This window comes from Sphingomonas sp. PAMC26645 (genome assembly GCF_004795835.1).
Classification (GTDB): Bacteria; Pseudomonadota; Alphaproteobacteria; order Sphingomonadales; family Sphingomonadaceae; genus Sphingomonas.
Window position 1 is genome coordinate 3,434,817 of sequence record NZ_CP039249.1, and the last position, 17,209, is coordinate 3,452,025.

Here is a 17,209-nt window from a genome sequence, read left to right on the forward strand (position 1 = left end):
CCTGTTTCCCCGCGAAGGCGGGGACCCAGACTGGGCTCCCGCCTTCGCGGGAGAACAAGGAGGGCAGGACCGCACCGGAGTAATGGCCACCGCAAAATCATCACCGGTTAGCCGCAATGATCTGGCGGATCTTCGCATCGACCGCGGCATCCCCCTGCCCGGTCGCGAGCCCCTTGTACGCCGCCACCGCAGGTCGCCCGACCATCGTCCCCGACTTGTCCGCCGTATCGACGATCGCGTTCACCGACAGCCCAACCCGCAACGGATTGCGCCGCAGCTCGCCCTTGTCGAGCGCGATGCGCACCGGCACGCGCTGGGTAATCTTGATCCAGTTCCCGCTCGCGTTCTGCGGCGGCAACAGAGCGAACGCATTACCGCTACCCGCACCGAGCCCGACGACATGGCCGTGATACACTAGGTCGTCCCCGTACATATCCGCTGTCACCGTCGCCGCCTGCCCGATCCGCAGATCGCGCAACTGAGTCTCCCGGAAGTTCGCGTCGACCCAGACCCGGTCGAGCGGCACCACCGCCATCAGCGGCATCCCCGCCGAAACCTGCTGCCCAAGCTGCACCGTGCGTTGCGCGACGACGCCGTCGATCGGCGCCACCACGTGCATGTGACTCCGCGTGATCGCCGCGTGACGATAGGCCGCGATCGCCGCCAGCACCGCCGGATTGTTCGACACCGTAGTGCCAACCACGCCGTTCTTCGACTGAGCCTGCTGGCTGCGCGCGAGTTGCAGCGTCGCGCTCGCGACCTTCACCTGATCCGCCGCGTGGCTCAGTTCCTCGCCCGAGATCGCGCCTTCTGCGGCCGCACCACGACGACGCGCAAGATCGTTCCGCGCGCGCGCCAGTTCGGCCTCCGCCTGCACGACCGCAGCCCCGGTCTCGTTCACCTTCGAGAAGTCCGACCGCGTCGCGCGCACAGCCCGTGCAAGTTCCGCCTCCGCCGACGCAACACCGACATCCGCGGTCGCGGCGTCGAGGTCGATCAGCGGCTGGCCCGCCTTCACGACCTGCGTGTTGTCGGCGTGGATCGCGGTCACCTGACCCGGGTCGCGCGCGGTGATCGACACCACGTCGCCCGCGACATAGGCATCGTCGGTCTCCTGCTCGGGCGCCGCGAGCAGGAAGTGGAACACCGCCCACACGATCGCGCCGATCACGACGACCACGCCGAGGATCGTCAGCGCACGCTTCCGTGCGTGCGGATTGCCGGTCGGAGCCGCGGCGGGCGCCGGCGTTTGCGTATCGGTCATCGCGTCATCCCCTGAAAATCATAACCACCACCCAGCGCCAGCACGAGCTGCACGCGCTGTTGCGCGGCATCGGCGGCGAGGTCGGCATCGGCCTGTTCGGCGGCCAGCGTACGGACGTCGTTGTCGACGAGATCGAGCCGGCTATCGAGGCCGCTCGACACGCGGATCGCGTTCAGCCGCCCGGTCTCGGCATAGCCGCGCACCACCTCGCGCTGTCGCTGCCGGTCCGCATCGAGCGCCCCGATCCGCGCCACCGCGTCCCCCGCCTCGCGCACCGCACCGATCACCCGGTCGTTATAATCCGCGGTCGCCAGATCGAGCGCCGCGGTCGCGCCAGCGAGGTCCGCCTTCAACCGGCCATTGTCGAAGATCGGCAGATGGATCGCCGGCCCGACGCCGACCGTGCCCGCATCGAGCGAGAACAGATTGCCGAGCCCGACCGCCTGGAACCCAGCGAGCGCCGCCAGATTGACGTTCGGATAGAACGCCTTCCGTGCGACCTGACGCCCGGCGGCCGCAGCCTCGATCCGCGCCTGCGCCGCCGCGATATCGGCACGTCGCGCGAGCAGGTCGGCGGGTACGGTCTTCGGCAACGGCAACGCCGCGTCGAGCCGCAACGCGGTCAGTCCGATCGTCGCGGGATAATCCGCACCACGCCCGGCCAGCGCCGCCAGCGCATTCTTCGCGAGCACCTGCGCCGCCTGCGCGCGCAGCAACGCCTGCCGCGCCTGCGCCAGCAGCGTCGTCGCGGCCTGCGCGTCGAGCTTGCTCGCCAGATTGTTGCGGATCCGCACGTTCACCAGCTTCAGCGAATTCTGGCGCGTCGCGATCGTCCGCTGCGCGATGCCAGCCTGCGCCTCGGCACGTTCGAGATCGATATAGGTCTGCACCACCGCCCCCGACAGCGCCATCCGCGCCGCCGCGACGTCGAGCGAAGCCGCGCGCACCGACGCCCGCGCGCCCTCGATCGCAGCCTTTTGCCGCCCGAACAGATCGAGGTTCCAACTGAGGTTCGCCGCGGTCGACCCGACAAACCGCGTCGACCCGGCATAGGGCGGCGGGATCGTGTAGCGACCGCTCAACCGCGCCAATTGCTCCTGCGCATCGAGCGTCACGTCGGGACCATTGTCGGCACGCCGCGTCGACAGCACCGCCTGCGCCTGCGCGACCCGTGCCAGCGCCGCATCGAGCGACGGGCTGCCCGCGACCGAATCGCGCACCAGCCGATCGAGCTGAGGATCGCCGAACGACCGCCACCAGTCCGCCGCGATCACCGGCGCGGCGTCCGGAGCCAGCCCCAGCGCGGTGGCCGATACCGGCTCCACGACAGTCTTCGACGCCGGGATCGCGCATCCCGCGAGCAGCCCCGCCACCGTGATCGGGGCTAGGGCAGTGCCAATCTTCATGCGCGGCGTCCTTCGGTCAGAGCGTCGTCCAGCGTCGTGCGGAGTTTCTGCATCAGTTCGATCAACTTCTCGATTTCGGCCCGGTCCCAGCCCGTCAGCAGACTATTCCAGTATTCGATGATCTTATCGCGACACCGGATCGCAACAGCCTCGCCGTCGGCCGTCAGCTCGAGATTGAGCACTCGCCGGTCGTCGCTCGCGCGCGACCGCGTGACCCAGCCGTTCTGCTCCATCGCGTCAACCAGCCGCGTCGTCGCGCCCTTGTCGTGCGAAAGATCCCGCGCGAGGTCTGCACACGTCGCCGCCCGGCCTGCCAAAATGGACATGAGCGCTGACCATTGCGTGCCCGACAGACCCTCCGCGGCAAACACCGGCTCGATCAGGCTCTGCCCGATCTGATGGATCCGCCGCGCGAGGTAACCGAGCGAGCAATCCGGCCCGAATTCCGATTTGGTGTAGAACGCCATGTTGTTGCCATGGCAACCATTGCCCAGGCAGTCAATTGCACGTTTTGCATGTGGAGACGAGGACGGCGGACGTTCGTGGTGTGGCGGCCCGAGGTACGACAAGTCGTCCAAGCGCGGCCTCCCACCCTCCGTCATCCTGACGAAAGCCAGGATCCAGGGTACCGAGGATCGTCCGTCATGGCTCTGGGTCCTGACTTTCGTCAGGATGACGGCGCGGCGAACCGCAAATTCACGCAGGCTCGACCGCGAATACGAAAAGGGCCACCCGCATGAGCGGATGACCCTTTCGTCGATCCAACGATCTGGAACCGCCCCGATCAGAAGCGGATCTTGATCGAACCCTTGTACGACTGGTTCGAAACGTCCTTGCGCTCGACGGTGGTGTCGGCGCCGACCGAGATGTCGACGCTGTCACCGACCAGCGTCAGCCCGGCGCTGATCTCGCCCCAGTTCTTGTCCTGCCCGGCCAGCGCGAACAGTGCGTTCGGACCGATCCCGCCGACGAAGTTCGCACCGAACACGCCCGGCGTCGACTGGAAGTCATGGACGTAGTTCGCGGCGGCATAAGGCCGGAACGAACCACTGCCGCTGAGCACCAGCCCGGCACGACCCTGCAGGCTGTCGAAGCTGTCGCGATCGACGAACAGAGCGGGTCCGCCGCCATTCTCGATCGACTTGCCGAAGCCGATATGGCTCGCGCGCATCGACACCCGCGGTCCGACCTTGAGCATCGACAGGTCGAACGCCTTGCCGAGCCCGACCTCGCTGACGACGGTCAACGCGTTGTCGGTGCCGCGCAGACGATAGCTGGTGCCGACGAAGCCGACATTGCGATCGGTCTTGGCGACGAACGCGCCTGCGCTGAACTGCGTATCGAGGACGATCCCCGATGCGGTCTCCAGCTTGCCGTACAGCGTGCCCTGGAACAGTTCGCCCTTCGCGCGCTGCGCAATCCCGCCGGTGGTGCCGTCGGTGTTGGTGTACGAGAACGAGAAGCCGATCACGCCGCCCTCGCCCGCCTGCTTTTCAAGACCGACAGCCGCGAAATAGCCGTCGAACTTGTCATGCCCACCGAACGGATTGGTCCCCGGCATCGACCGGCTCTTGCCGTCGATATAGCCGCCCGCGATGAAGCCGCTCATGTCGTCGGGCAGACGACCCTGCTGCAACACGGTGCCGCTCGAATCGCTCATCGTGTCCTGCCCGCCGGGCATGTCGCTCGTCATCAGCGAGGCGACCTGGACCGGCTTGCCGATCAGCGCGAGCGTACCGCCGAGCCCGCCACGCGTATCGATCTGCGCGATGTGATCACGGTAGAAGCGCGACATCGTGTCGATCGACGCGACGCCGAGGCTCGACTTGAGCGTCTCGGCCCGCGGCGCAAGGCCCTCGAGCGTCGAGCGGATCGTCGCCGCGTTCTGCAGGTCGAGCGAGCCATATACCCCACTCAGCGCCGCATAGTTGGAGCGGTTCTGGTCGAGCAGTCCGGCATAGGCCGACTGGACCGGCGTCGCATCGACGACGTTGCGATACTGACCCGCGAGTATCCGCACCTGCACCGCGTTGGCGCTGTAGACATAGCTCGGCGTCAGGATCGCGCTGAGCGGGGTCGCCGCACCGAACGCGCCGGTGATGCCGCCCTGTGCGGTCAGGATCGTGTAGAGGTCGTTATACCGCACGGTATAGCCGGCGACCGGCGCGAACCCGACGCGACCGCTGAGGCTGACGATGCCGTTGGTCGCGGCCCCTGCGGCATTGAACGTCGTCGCCGCGAAGGCGAGCTTGTCCGACGTGCCGTTCGGGCCGAGATCGACCAGCAGGTTGGTGCTTGAGGCGAGCACGCCGTTGCCGCCGATCGTCAGCGTGCCGATCGTCCCCGTCGTGCCGGGTGCGATCATCCCGGCGACGCTGGTGAAGAACGGCGTGTTGATCCGCCCCGAACCGGTGAGCATGCCAGACAGCATGAAGTAATCGCCGGGGGTCGAGATCACGCCGTCGTTCTGGACGACGCCGGTCACCTGGTTGATCGCCATCAGGCTGGTGAGCGACCCGGCCGACGTTACCGCCAGCTTTGCCGTGCTGCCCGCAACGGTGAACTTGTCGACCGTCACCGCGGAGTTCAGCGTGGTCGTGCCCGCCGCCGACAGCGTGACGTCATAATAGCGTGCGCTGCGCTGCGTCGTGCGATCGGGGTCGATGTTGTTGGGCACGAAATTGCTCGCGCCCGGCAGGCCGTTGGCGAGCGTCGGCGACAGGACCGCCAGCGCTACTGCATCGCCGCCAGCGCCGATGCTGCCCGCCTGCGCGATGCTCTCGGCGCTACCGCCAAGCGTCGCGATATCGACGCTGGTCTTCTGCGCGATCGCCTCGACGATCTTGCCTTCGCCGACCGAACCCGGTGCGCTCTTGGTCGCAACCGCGCCGCCCGCCGTCGCTGCCGTCGTCGTGGTCGCGGCGTTGGTCGGAACCGGCTTGCCGTCGACATAGGTGACGTTGGTCTTGATATCGAAGCAGACGTCGATGCCTTCGCCTGGCTCCTGGTCGCAAACCTGACCGAACTTGTTCGCGTCGCCCGCGATTCCCGCACCGGTGGTGGTCGGCATGCCGTTGACCAGCTTGCCGTCGACGATGATCTGGTAGTTCGGATCGAGCGCGGTCACCCAGTGCGACGCGTCGGTCCACAGGCCGTCGCCCGTCTTGGTCTGCGCATAACGATACGGGTTGTTCGCGGCGATATAGTCCGAGAACAGATAGAGCGGCTGATAGAAGCTGGTCGTGCCATAGGCGCCGAACGGCTGCGCGTTGAAGAAGCGGTTGCCGCCCGACAGCACGCCGATGACCACCTGCTTGGCGAAGGTGCGATCGAGGATCAGCGGCCCGCCCGAATCGCCGCCGGCCGTCGTGCCTTCGTTCGGAAGCGGGGCATCCTTGAAGATGTTGAAGTCGTAGGGGCTGGCCGCCGCGGTGCCACGACGGGGATCGTCGAAGTCGAGCTGGTACAGATTCTGTGGGCGGCCGCTGGTCGAGCCGAACAGGAATGCATCGCGGTCATCGAACGAGCCCAGGATGCCGATCGTGTTCTCGGCGATGCGACGGCGGTAGTCGATGCCGTTGGTGTCGCCGACGAGCGTGCCGCCCTGACCGCTCCGACCATAGCCGGTGATCGTGACGTGATAGCCAGTTCCGGTGGTGTCGCCGATCGACGCAGGCGCAGGCAGTGCCGACAGCAGCAGCGCCCAGGTCGGCACGTTGGCCGCCGGCGTATCCAGCGTCGCGATCGCGACGTCGCCCTGCAGGAAGTTCTGCGAGAGCCCGAGATTCAGCGAGTCGGCGTTATAGACGACCTGGTTGACGTTATAGAGGAAGTTGGCGGTGTTGGTCTTGTACTGCTGCGTGTTGACCGCGCCGGTCGCGGTGGTCGGCAGGAACCAGTCGAGCAGGGCCGGACGGTTGTTCTGCTGGAAACCGAACGCGATCGGGATGCCACCGCCCTGCGCACCATAGCCCCAGGGGTTCTGCGCGCCGGTGCCGGCGGCGTTCTCGTTCACGCAGTGCGCGGCGAAGATCACGGTGCGCGGATTGATCAGCGTCCCCGTGCACAGGCCGACGCCGCCGCCGCCCGTCGAGATCGTCATCTGGCCTACGCCGTTAACGCCGTTGCCGGGATCCTGCGCGGTCGTCGGCGTGCCCGGCGCCGAGATCACGATGTTCGGTTCGGAGACGAGGTCGGCGGGGTTCAGCGCGCTTGAATAGGCGATCGATTCGGGCCGCGGCAGGCGATCCTGCGCGGCCGCGATCGACGGCAGCGCCGCCGCGGCGAGCAACGCCGTCGAGGTCAGCAAAGCCGCGCGTGCATGGCGCGATCCGGTGCGTGCGCCGCGCGCGCGCGAGGTAGCGATAGTCGTCACATTCATCCCCTTGTCCGCGCCGCCCGCTGTGGGACGTACGCCAATGTGACGAGGGTATGCAGACCATTTTGGGAACGCAATCAATGACTACGCTTCGTTCACGCTATTGTAATATTCCGTCGTGAACGTTGTAAAATTGTCACCGCGAGGCCGTTGTGGGCCATTCGATGTTTCACTGCGTCGCGAGCGTTACTGCTCGCTCGTTTGGCTCAGAACCGGGTATTGTCAGGCGCTCGCTGGAGGAGTGTCCGCCAGTTCGTCGAGACAATGCGCCAGCAACGCTGCCATCAGGTATCGCTGCTGACCGTCGGCGATCGCCAACGCGTTTTCGATTGCGTGACGGAGAACCCGGGTGTCGTCGGTATTGTCGCCCATGCCCTGTGTTCGGGTATGATGCGACGCCGCGCAATGTGAGAGGTTATCCTCGCCGTTACCAACCTGAGTTAATCTCTAGAATGACATGATTTTTGCTAGCGCGTCGCAACCGCGATCTGTCATGTTAGCGTATGGCAATCGACACCGACTCGGCCCGCACTGCGGAAAACCTCCTCACGGTACGCGACATGCGCGGGGACATATTTCCCAGCGAGATCTTCGACGAACACGCGTGGAACATGCTGTTGCGGCTGTTCGTCGCGGAAGCCAGCGATGAGGTCATTACCGCACCCGACCTGATGGAGCTCACGAAGACGCCGCCGGCGGTGGGCCAGCGCTGGCTCGCACATCTCGTCGCGGATGCGCAGATCGAGCCCTATTCGGACGGCGGTACGATAACGCTTACCCGTTCCGCGGTCGATCGCATGAACATGTTCCTGCGACGCGCGGCCGGCGTCCACGAAAGCGATGGTCCCGCCTGACGCGCCAGCGCATTCGTCCACTCGGCGACGCGAAGGCGGAATAACCGGCCCACGGCACTCCCGTGCCCTTCCCCGATGCGCTCCCCCTTGCTAAGGCCCCTCCGGTAACAGCATTTTTCGCTCGGTCCCCGACGCGCCCGCGTGGCCTATACGGCTGCTTTCCCCTCGGCGCCCGGCGGCCCGACGCCCACGGGAAGGACCCCTATGACTGCCATCGGCCAGGACACCCTCAAGACCCGCACCAGCCTCTCCACCGGCGGCAAGTCGTACGACTATTACAGCCTCGCCAAGGCGTCGGAACAGCTCGGCGACATCAGCCGCCTGCCCTTCTCGATGAAGGTGCTGCTCGAGAACCTGCTCCGCTTCGAGGACGGCGTGACCGTCACGCGCGAGGATATCCAGGCGATCGTCGACTGGCAGAAGGAGCGCCGCAGCGACCGCGAGATCCAGTATCGCCCGGCACGCGTGCTGATGCAGGACTTCACTGGCGTTCCCTGCGTAGTCGACCTCGCTGCGATGCGCGACGCGATGACCAAGCTCGGCGGCAACCCCGAGAAGATCAACCCGCAGGTTCCCGTCCACCTCGTCATCGATCACTCGGTGATGGTCGACGAGTTCGGCACGCCCCAGGCATTCCACGACAACGTCGATCTCGAATATGAGCGCAACATCGAGCGCTACGAGTTCCTGAAGTGGGGCAGCAAGGCGCTCGACAATTTCCAGGTCGTCCCCCCCGGCACCGGCATCTGCCACCAGGTGAATCTCGAATATATCGGTCAGGCCGTCTGGTCGTCGGCGTCGTCGGGTGACCACGGCGACGGCACCATGATCGCGTATCCTGACACGCTGGTCGGCACCGACAGCCACACCACGATGATCAACGGTCTCGGCGTACTCGGCTGGGGCGTCGGCGGGATCGAGGCTGAGGCCGCGATGCTTGGGCAGCCCGTGTCGATGCTGATCCCCGAAGTCGTCGGCTTCAAGCTGCTCGGCAAGCTGAACGAGGGCATCACCGCCACCGATCTCGTGCTCACCGTCACTCAGATGCTGCGCGCCAAGGGCGTGGTCGGCCGCTTCGTCGAGTTCTTCGGCCCCGGCCTGTCGTCGATGACGCTCGCCGATCGCGCGACGATCGCCAACATGGCGCCCGAATACGGCGCGACCTGCGGCTTCTTCCCGATCGACGACAAGACGCTCGATTACATGCGCCTCACGGCACGGTCCGATGAGAACGTCGAGCTGGTCGAGGCGTATGCCAAGGCGAACGGCTTCTGGCGCGACGAGAATGCCGAGGACCCCGTCTTCACCGACACGCTCGAGCTCGACATGGGCACCGTCGTCGCCTCGCTCGCAGGCCCCAAGCGCCCGCAGGACCGCGTCAGCCTCAACAAGGTCGACGAAGTGTTCAACAGCGACCTCCACAAGCTGTACCACAAGGAGCAGCCCGCGCGCGTCGCAGTCGAAGGTCGCGAGCATGACATTGGCGACGGCGACGTCGTGATCGCCGCGATCACCAGCTGCACCAACACGTCGAACCCGTCGGTGCTGGTCGCCGCCGGTCTCGTCGCGCGGAAAGCCAACGCACTCGGCCTAAAGTCGAAGCCGTGGGTGAAGACCTCGCTCGCCCCCGGTTCGCAGGTCGTCACCGACTATCTCGACAAGGCCGGCCTCACCGCGGACCTGAACGCGCTCGGCTTCAACCTCGTAGGTTATGGCTGCACCACCTGCATCGGCAACTCGGGCCCGCTCGCGCCGGCGATCTCGGCCGCGATCAACGAGAACGACCTCGTCGCCGCGTCGGTCCTGTCGGGCAACCGCAACTTCGAGGGCCGCGTGTCGCCCGACGTCCGCGCCAACTTCCTCGCATCGCCCCCGCTAGTGGTCGCCTATGCGATCAAGGGCACCGTCACGACCGACATGATCGAGACGCCGCTGGGCCAGGGGGCGGACGGCCAGGACGTGTATCTGCGCGATATCTGGCCGACCAACGAGGAAGTCCGCACGACGATGGATGCCAACATCGACGCGGGCATGTTCGGCGCGCGCTACGGCGACGTCTATGCGGGCGACGCCAAGTGGCGCGAGATCGACGTCACGGGCTCGGACACCTACGCATGGCGCGCAGGGTCGACCTATGTCGCCAACCCGCCGTACTTCGAGGGCCTGTCGATGACCCCGTCGCCGGTGCAGGACATCATCGACGCCAAGCCGCTCGCGATCCTCGGCGACTCGATCACCACCGATCACATCTCGCCGGCCGGTTCGATCAAGGCCGACAGCCCCGCCGGCCGCTTCCTGCAGGAGCATCAGGTCAGCAAGGCGGACTTCAACAGCTATGGCGCCCGTCGCGGCAACCATGACGTGATGATGCGCGGCACCTTCGCCAACATCCGCATCAAAAACGAGATGGTCCCCGGCGTCGAAGGCGGCATGTCGAAGTACGACGGCGAAGTCATGGCGATCTACGACGCCGCGATGCGCTTCAAGCAGGACGGCACCCCGCTGGTGATCGTCGCCGGCAAGGAATACGGCACCGGCTCGTCGCGCGACTGGGCGGCGAAGGGCACCAACCTGCTCGGCGTCCGCGCTGTGATCACCGAGAGCTTCGAGCGCATCCACCGCTCGAACCTGGTCGGCATGGGCGTGCTGCCGTTGCAGTTCGCGGAAGGGACCGATCGCAAGACGCTCGGCCTCGACGGGTCTGAGACGTTCACGATCCTCGACGTGGCGAGCATCCGTCCGCGCCAGGACGTCACCGTGAAGATGACCCGCGCCGACGGCACCAGCGAGACGTTCCAGACCAAGTGCCGGATCGATACCGTCAACGAGCTGGAATATTTCCTCAACGGCGGCATCCTCCACTACGTCCTGCGCAAGCTGGCCGCGTAGGGTTGTTGCGTCGTCCCGGAGCGATCCGGGACGGCGCCCTACATTGATGCCGGCGCCTGCGCCCAAGCCTTCAGCTACCCACAACTACCGTCATCCCAGCGAAAGCTGGGATATTCCCGTGAGGCCCACGTCGCCCACCACGAGGATATCCCAGCGTTCGCTGGGATGACGTGTGTTGGCGGATGGTGAAGGACGATCTGCGCGAGCCGACGAAGGCCAAGCGCACCCGCTCCCAGAACGAAAAAAGGCGGGGCGATCGCAAGGATCGCCCCGTAGTTCAGGGAGAAGACCGGGACAGGGGAGACCCGGTCAAATCGCCGTCCACAGGGGGAGAGGGAGCGGCGACGCATCCCCCTTCGCCCCGATATGTTGCAGGGATATGTCGAACACGGCGAATGACGAACTTTTCACCTGACGAAGGCAGAGATCCGAATCCTCCCCCGCCAGGGGGAGGTGGCAGGCGCCAGCCTGACGGAGGGGGAGGATAGGGCAAACCGCTGTTGCGTATCCTCCCCCTCCGTCACCTTCGGCGACACCTCCCCCTAGCGGGGGAGGACTGCAGTTCAGACTGAAAGCGCCCGCCCCGCCACGGCATCCAGCTTCGCCACCAGCACCGGATCGCGAGCCTCCCGCGCCGTAATGATCGCGCTATCCAGGCACGTATCGATCGGCGAAGCCTCCCGCTCCACCGACAACGCGCGCAGCAACGCCATCACCATCGCCCGAGCCTTCGCCGCATTCGCACCAAGCTGCGCCACGACCTGCGCGACATCGACGCCCACCTCGTCCTCCCGCCAGCAATCGTAATCGGTCACCATGCCGACCAGCGCGTACGGAAGCTCCGCCTCCCGCGCGAGCTTCGCCTCGGGCATCGCGGTCATGCCGATCACGTCGCAACCCCATTGACGGTACAGCCGGCTTTCCGCGCGCGTCGAAAATTGCGGGCCTTCCATCGCGAGATAGATGCCGCGGTCGTCGACCTGCGCGCCCGCCTCCCGCGCGGCGTTGGCGGCATAGCGCGATAGGCGCGGGCAGACCGGGTCCGCCATCGAGACGTGCGCGACAAGGCCGGTGCCGAAGAAGCTCGACGGCCGTCCCTTGGTACGATCGATGAACTGGTCGACCACGGTGAAACTCCCCGGCGGCCGCTGTTCGACCAGCGACCCGACCGACGACACCGCCAACACGTCCGTTACGCCCAGCCGCTTCAACGCATCGATATTCGCCCGCGCGTTCAGCTCCGACGGCGAGATCCGATGCCCCCGCCCATGCCGCGGAAGGAACGCCACCCCGACATGCCCGACTCGCCCGGTATAGATCGCATCGGACGGCTCGCCCCAAGGCGTCTCCACCGTCTGCCAGCGCCCGTCCTCAATTCCGTCGACCGCGTACAACCCCGAGCCGCCGATGATTCCGATCGTCCAGCCGCTCATTCGGCGAGCGCTCTCGGCCGCGCGTAAACGAAGTAGATCACCAGTCCGAACAGGTTCCACAGCCCAAAATACAGCTGCGTCTTCGAAGGCAGGCTGAAGAACAGATACAGGCACCCGAGGATACCGATCGTCCCGACCACCGTCGCAGCCGGTGCCCGGAACGTCCGCAAGGCGTCAGGCGCACGGCGGCGCATCACCAGCATGCACGCACAGACCGCGACGAATGCGGCGAGCGTGCCCGCGTTGGCGAGCGCCGCGATCTCGGCCAGCGGTAACAACCCCGCGATGACCGCAACGATCGCCGCGGTGATCCAGGTGATGCGGACGGGGGCACCTCGCTTCGAGACCTTGGCGAGGCTCAACGGCAGCAACCCGTCACGCGCCATCGTGAAGAAGATCCGGCTCTGGCCGAACAAGAACGCGAGCAGCACCGTCGGCAAGGCGATCACCGCGGAGGCGCCGAGGAAGGTCGCGAACCCGGGTCGGCCAATCTCGCGCAGGATCAGCGCGAGCGGCTCAGCGCTGCCAGCGAACCGCGTGTAGGACAGCGCACCGACGGCCGCGACTGCGACGAGGATGTAGATCGCAATGCAAACGACCATCGACCCGACGATCCCGATTGCAAGGTCGCGGCCGGGGTTCTTCGTCTCCTCCGCCGCGGTCGAGATTGCGTCGAAGCCGTAGAACGCAAAGAAGATGATCGCCGCCGCCGCCATGACTCCGCGCTCGGCCCCGTCGGGCTGCACCGCCTTGGGAAAGCCGTAGGGCATGAAAGGGTGCAGGTTGGCACTGTTGAAATAATGCAGCGTGATGAACACGAAAACGGCGAGCGCGATCATCTTCACGCCGACCAGCACCGCGTTCAGCGTCGCACTCTCGCGCGTGCCGAACGACAACACGCCAGCGACGACCGCGATGATGAAGATGGCGGGGACGTTGAGAATACCGCGGAGTTCCGGGCTAAGCGTCAGCGCCTCCGGAAACCCGAACGCTCCGCGCAGCAACGGTGCGGCATAGCCCGACCAGCCGACCGCGACAGTCGACACGACGAGGGAGTATTCGAGGATCAGCGACCAGCCGATCACCCATGCGATCAGCTCACCGAGCACGACATAGCTGTAGGTATACGCGCTGCCCGACGCCGGGATCATCGTCGCCATCTCGGCATAGGCGAGCGCCGCGCAGGCACAAATCCCGCCGGCTATGATGAACGACAGGATCACCGCAGGCCCGGCGAGCCCTGCCCCCACGCCGATCAGCGTCAGGATGCCGGTACCGACGATTCCACCGACACCCATCGCCACCAGATGCGGCCACGACAGCGTCCGCGCGAGCTGATGCTCGGGCGGCTGCGCGGTGACGATTTTTCGGCGAAACAGACTTGCCACGGATATCCCCTCTTCTTGCGCGGGGAGTGGCACAGGTCGTGACCGGGGGGCAAGGCCAGCAGCCAACCGCTACCCGAGCGACAATATCCTCCCCGGCGGAGGCCGGGGTCCAGTCGGCAAGGTCATCGTGACGATGCGCAACACTATGTCAGCAGCCTCTCCCAACTGGGCCCCGGCCTTCGCCGGGGTGGTAGAAGGGCTCGCGGCAATAGAACGGCGGTCCGCTCCTCCTTGTTCTCCCGCGAAGGCGGGAGCCCAGTCTGGGTCCCCGCCTTCGCGGGGACACAAGCTAGCTAACGCTGGAATTCAAACGGTGAAGCTTTCCCCGCACCCGCACGCGCCCTTGGCATTCGGGTTCTGGAACACGAAGCCGGCGGTGAAATCATCCTCGACCCAGTCCATCGTCGAGCCGATCAGATACAAAATCGACCCGCCATCAACGAACAAAGTCCCGCCCGGCGTATCGATCCGCTCGTCGAAAGGCTTGGCCTCGGTGACGTAGTCCACCGAATAGGCCAGCCCCGAACACCCGCGCTTGGGCGTCGACAGCTTCACCCCGATCGCATCCTCCGGAGCCCGAGCCATCAGGTCGGCGATCCGCGCGTGCGCCGTCTCCGTGAGGTTCAGCGCCGCCGGCCGTGCTCGCAATGTCGTCGCCATCACCAATTCCTTCTGCTCCCCTCCCGCCTGCGGGAGGGGTTGGGGGAGGGCTTGAACAGCAGCGTTCCGCTCTCCCCTCCCCTAACCCCTCCCGCAAGCGGGAGGGGAATTGTTACAGCATGCCAAGTTCGAGCTTCGCCTCGTCCGACATCTTCTGCGGATCCCAAGGCGGATCCCAGACCAGGTTCACTTCCGCGAACCCGACCCCCGGCACCGATCCAACGCGCATCTCGACCTCAGCCGGCATCGACTCCGCCACCGGACAGTTGGGCGTGGTCAGCGTCATCGCCACCACCGCGTGCCCGTCCTCGGTCACCTCGACGCCGTAGATCAGCCCCAGGTCATAGATGTTCACCGGGATCTCGGGATCGTAGATCTCCTTCAGCGCATCGATGATCGCATCGTACACCGCGCCACCGGGCTCGCCGGGCGAGTCCACCTGCGGCTTCTGCGCCAGGAACCCGGCGAGATAATCGCGCTTGCGCTCCGCATCTGAGTCCGTCTCCATCACGACGCGCGCCTTGGGCGGCGATGCGACGGCATCCACTTCCTCGATCTCGAACCGATCGCTCATTTGAAGATCCTCGTTACTCGTTCGATACCGCGCACCAGCGCCTCGACGTCCGCCGGCCCGTTATACACGCCGAAGCTCGCGCGTGCCGTCGCTTCGACGCCCAGCGCCTCCATCAACGGCTGCGCGCAGTGATGGCCGGCACGGATCGCGACGCGCTCCTCGTCCAATATGGTGCCGATGTCGTGCGGATGAACCCCCTCGATCGTGAAGCTCACGATCCCCGCCGAGTCCGCCGGGCCGTACAGGCGCACCGAATTGATCCCCGACAGCGCATCACGCGTCGCCGTCACCAGCGCCGTCTCGTGCGCGTGGATCGCGTCGAGGCCAATGCTATCGACATAGTCGATCGCCGCATGCAGGCCCAGCGCACCGACGATATGCGGCGTCCCGGCCTCGAACCGTCCCGGCGGCGGCGCATAGGTGGTCTTCGCAAACGACACCTTGTCGATCATCGATCCACCACCCTGGTACGGCGGCATCGCGTCGAGCAATTCCGGCCGCGCCCACAGCACGCCGATCCCGGTCGGCCCGTACAACTTGTGCCCGGAGAACACGTAGAAATCGCAGCCGATCGCCTTCACGTCGACCGCGATCCGCGGCACCGACTGGCACCCGTCGAGCAGGACCTTCGCGCCGACCGAATGCGCGATCTCAGTCGCGCGCCTGGCATCGAGCACCGAGCCGAGCACGTTCGAGACATGCCCGAGCGCGACCAGCTTGTGCGCGGGCGAGATCATCCGCTCCATCGCGTCGAGATCGATGCGGTGGTCGGGGGTGAGCGGGATCACGTCGATCGCTGCCCCGACGCGTTCGGCGATCATCTGCCACGGCACGATGTTCGAATGATGCTCGAGCATCGAGAGCAGGATGCGGTCGCCCGCCTCCAACTGCGTTCCAGCCCAGCACGTCGCTACCAAATTGATAGCCTCGGTAGCACCGCGCACGAACACGATCTCGTCCGACGATCCCGCGCCGATGAACCGCGCCACGGCCTTACGCGCCGCTTCGTAAGCGACGGTCATGTCAGCGGACCGCTGGTACACGCCGCGGTGCACGGTGGCATAGGTCTCGCCGTAAGCGCGCGTGATCGCATCGACCACGACCTGCGGCTTCTGCGCAGTCGCAGCGGTATCGAGATACGCCCAGCCCTTGGGGATCGCCGGGAAGTCCGACAGGCGATCAAGAGGCTCCCCTCCCGCTTGCGGGAGGGGTCGGGGGAGGGCCTGGTCGAGAACGATACTCATGATGAAGCCCCTCCCCCAACCCCTCCCGCAGGCGGAAGGGGAGCAGAAAGCGCCCGCTCCAGCCACGCATCGGCATCCGCCACAAACGCCTCGCGCACGATCTCGTCCGCGATCTGCACGAACGCATCGCCGACGAACGCGCGCGTGAGCAGCGCCTGCGCCTTGGCATGCGGGATGCCGCGGCTCTGCATGTAGAACAGCGCGCGCTGATCGAGTTCACCAACCGTCGCGCCGTGCGCGCACTTCACGTCGTCCGCAAAGATCTCCAGCTCGGGCTTCAAATTCACCGTCGCGGTGCGCTGCAACAGCAACCCGCGCAACGACTGCACCCCGTCGGTCTTCTGCGCATCGCGCGCCACCTCGACCCGCGCTGCAAGGCTCGCCGTCGACTTGTCCGCGGAGACCGCACGCCAGATCTGCTTGCTCTGCCCGTTCAGCGCAGCATGCCGCACCGACACCGCACACTCCTGCCGCTGGTCGTTCCGCGTCAGCAACGCGCCGCCATATTCGGCGAACGCATCGTCACCCGTCACCGTGATCGCCCCATCGATCCGCGTCCCGGCATCGCCTGCGCCGAGCACCGTTACGATCAGGCTCGCCTCGGCACCAATCTCGACCTCGTCGCGCAACGACACGAAGCCAACGGATTGAAGCAACCGCACCGCGCGCGTCAGCTTAGCGCCCTTGCCGAGCATCATCCGCGTCGACCGGTTCGACCAGCCGGTCCCGACATAGGTCTCGACCACCGACGCGTTCGCGCCATCGGCCAGCACGATCTCGGCGGGAAGCTGGTTCTCACCACCGGTCGCGATGTGGACGATCTGGAGAAGCTCTACGCCGGCGTTCGCCTCGACTTGTATCGACCAACCGCTACCCGTGGTGCGACGACCAAGCGCATGCTCGCCGCCATGGATCGCCGTCATCGTGACATGGCGCAGATCGCTCCGACCCTGATCCAGCACGCCATCGACGAACAACGCACGCGCACCCGGCAGGTCCATAAACCACGCATTCGCGTCCAGCGCGGCGCCGCGCGGCAGTCCGGCCGCCGCCGCAATCGCCGCCGGATCACCCCAGCGCCACGATTCCTCGCGCGTCGAGGGAAGGTCGAGCAGCATC

General features: G+C 66.2%; 13 protein-coding genes. 2 read left to right on the forward strand and 11 right to left on the reverse strand.

Annotated elements, in window-relative coordinates:
* Positions 1-100: 100 nt before the first annotated feature.
* The 5 genes from E5673_RS15805 to E5673_RS19750 all read right to left on the reverse strand — a co-directional run bounded on the left by E5673_RS15805 (position 101) and on the right by E5673_RS19750 (position 7,420).
* On the reverse strand, positions 101-1,264 hold the full coding sequence (locus tag E5673_RS15805) for an efflux RND transporter periplasmic adaptor subunit (RefSeq protein WP_136190744.1): 1,164 nt from the start codon (positions 1,262-1,264) through the stop codon (positions 101-103).
* Positions 1,261-2,670, reverse strand: a complete 1,410-nt coding sequence (locus tag E5673_RS15810) for an efflux transporter outer membrane subunit (RefSeq protein ID WP_136190745.1) — start codon at positions 2,668-2,670, stop codon at positions 1,261-1,263. Before E5673_RS15810 ends, E5673_RS15805 begins: the two co-directional genes overlap by 4 nt.
* Entirely contained in the window at positions 2,667-3,248 is a 582-nt protein-coding gene (locus E5673_RS15815) for a MarR family winged helix-turn-helix transcriptional regulator (protein ID WP_247599426.1), read from the reverse strand. The genes E5673_RS15810 and E5673_RS15815 overlap by 4 nt, the downstream gene beginning before the upstream one ends.
* Before the next feature lie 206 nt (positions 3,249-3,454).
* Complete coding sequence (locus tag E5673_RS15820) at positions 3,455-7,045, reverse strand: autotransporter outer membrane beta-barrel domain-containing protein (protein ID WP_247599427.1); 3,591 nt, start codon at positions 7,043-7,045, stop codon at positions 3,455-3,457.
* Positions 7,046-7,270: 225 nt separating this feature from the next.
* Positions 7,271-7,420, reverse strand: a complete 150-nt coding sequence (locus tag E5673_RS19750) for a hypothetical protein (RefSeq protein ID WP_168711652.1) — start codon at positions 7,418-7,420, stop codon at positions 7,271-7,273.
* 131 nt (positions 7,421-7,551) lie between these two features.
* Between E5673_RS19750 and E5673_RS15825 the strand changes: the two genes are divergently transcribed.
* On the forward strand, positions 7,552-7,902 hold the full coding sequence (locus E5673_RS15825; protein ID WP_136190747.1) for a hypothetical protein: 351 nt from the start codon (positions 7,552-7,554) through the stop codon (positions 7,900-7,902).
* A 204-nt stretch (positions 7,903-8,106) separates the two neighbouring features.
* Positions 8,107-10,791: an aconitate hydratase AcnA gene (gene acnA / locus E5673_RS15830; RefSeq protein ID WP_136190748.1), complete on the forward strand. Its 2,685-nt coding sequence runs from the start codon at positions 8,107-8,109 to the stop codon at positions 10,789-10,791.
* Positions 10,792-11,354: 563 nt separating this feature from the next.
* Here acnA and mtnP read toward each other — a convergent pair.
* From mtnP to E5673_RS15860, 6 genes are all read right to left on the reverse strand, one after another.
* Positions 11,355-12,224, reverse strand: coding sequence for an S-methyl-5'-thioadenosine phosphorylase (mtnP, locus tag E5673_RS15835; RefSeq protein WP_136190749.1), 870 nt, complete (start codon positions 12,222-12,224; stop codon positions 11,355-11,357).
* On the reverse strand, positions 12,221-13,612 hold the full coding sequence (locus E5673_RS15840; protein ID WP_136190750.1) for an amino acid permease: 1,392 nt from the start codon (positions 13,610-13,612) through the stop codon (positions 12,221-12,223). Before E5673_RS15840 ends, mtnP begins: the two co-directional genes overlap by 4 nt.
* Positions 13,613-13,918: 306 nt before the next feature.
* On the reverse strand, positions 13,919-14,272 hold the full coding sequence (locus E5673_RS15845) for an iron-sulfur cluster assembly accessory protein (RefSeq protein ID WP_060523833.1): 354 nt from the start codon (positions 14,270-14,272) through the stop codon (positions 13,919-13,921).
* 112 nt (positions 14,273-14,384) lie between these two features.
* Positions 14,385-14,846: an SUF system Fe-S cluster assembly protein gene (locus tag E5673_RS15850; protein ID WP_056057670.1), complete on the reverse strand. Its 462-nt coding sequence runs from the start codon at positions 14,844-14,846 to the stop codon at positions 14,385-14,387.
* Complete coding sequence (locus E5673_RS15855; protein WP_136190751.1) at positions 14,843-16,090, reverse strand: cysteine desulfurase; 1,248 nt, start codon at positions 16,088-16,090, stop codon at positions 14,843-14,845. Before E5673_RS15855 ends, E5673_RS15850 begins: the two co-directional genes overlap by 4 nt.
* Complete coding sequence (locus E5673_RS15860) at positions 16,087-17,208, reverse strand: SufD family Fe-S cluster assembly protein (RefSeq protein WP_136191562.1); 1,122 nt, start codon at positions 17,206-17,208, stop codon at positions 16,087-16,089. The genes E5673_RS15855 and E5673_RS15860 overlap by 4 nt, the downstream gene beginning before the upstream one ends.
* Position 17,209 lies beyond the last annotated feature (1 nt).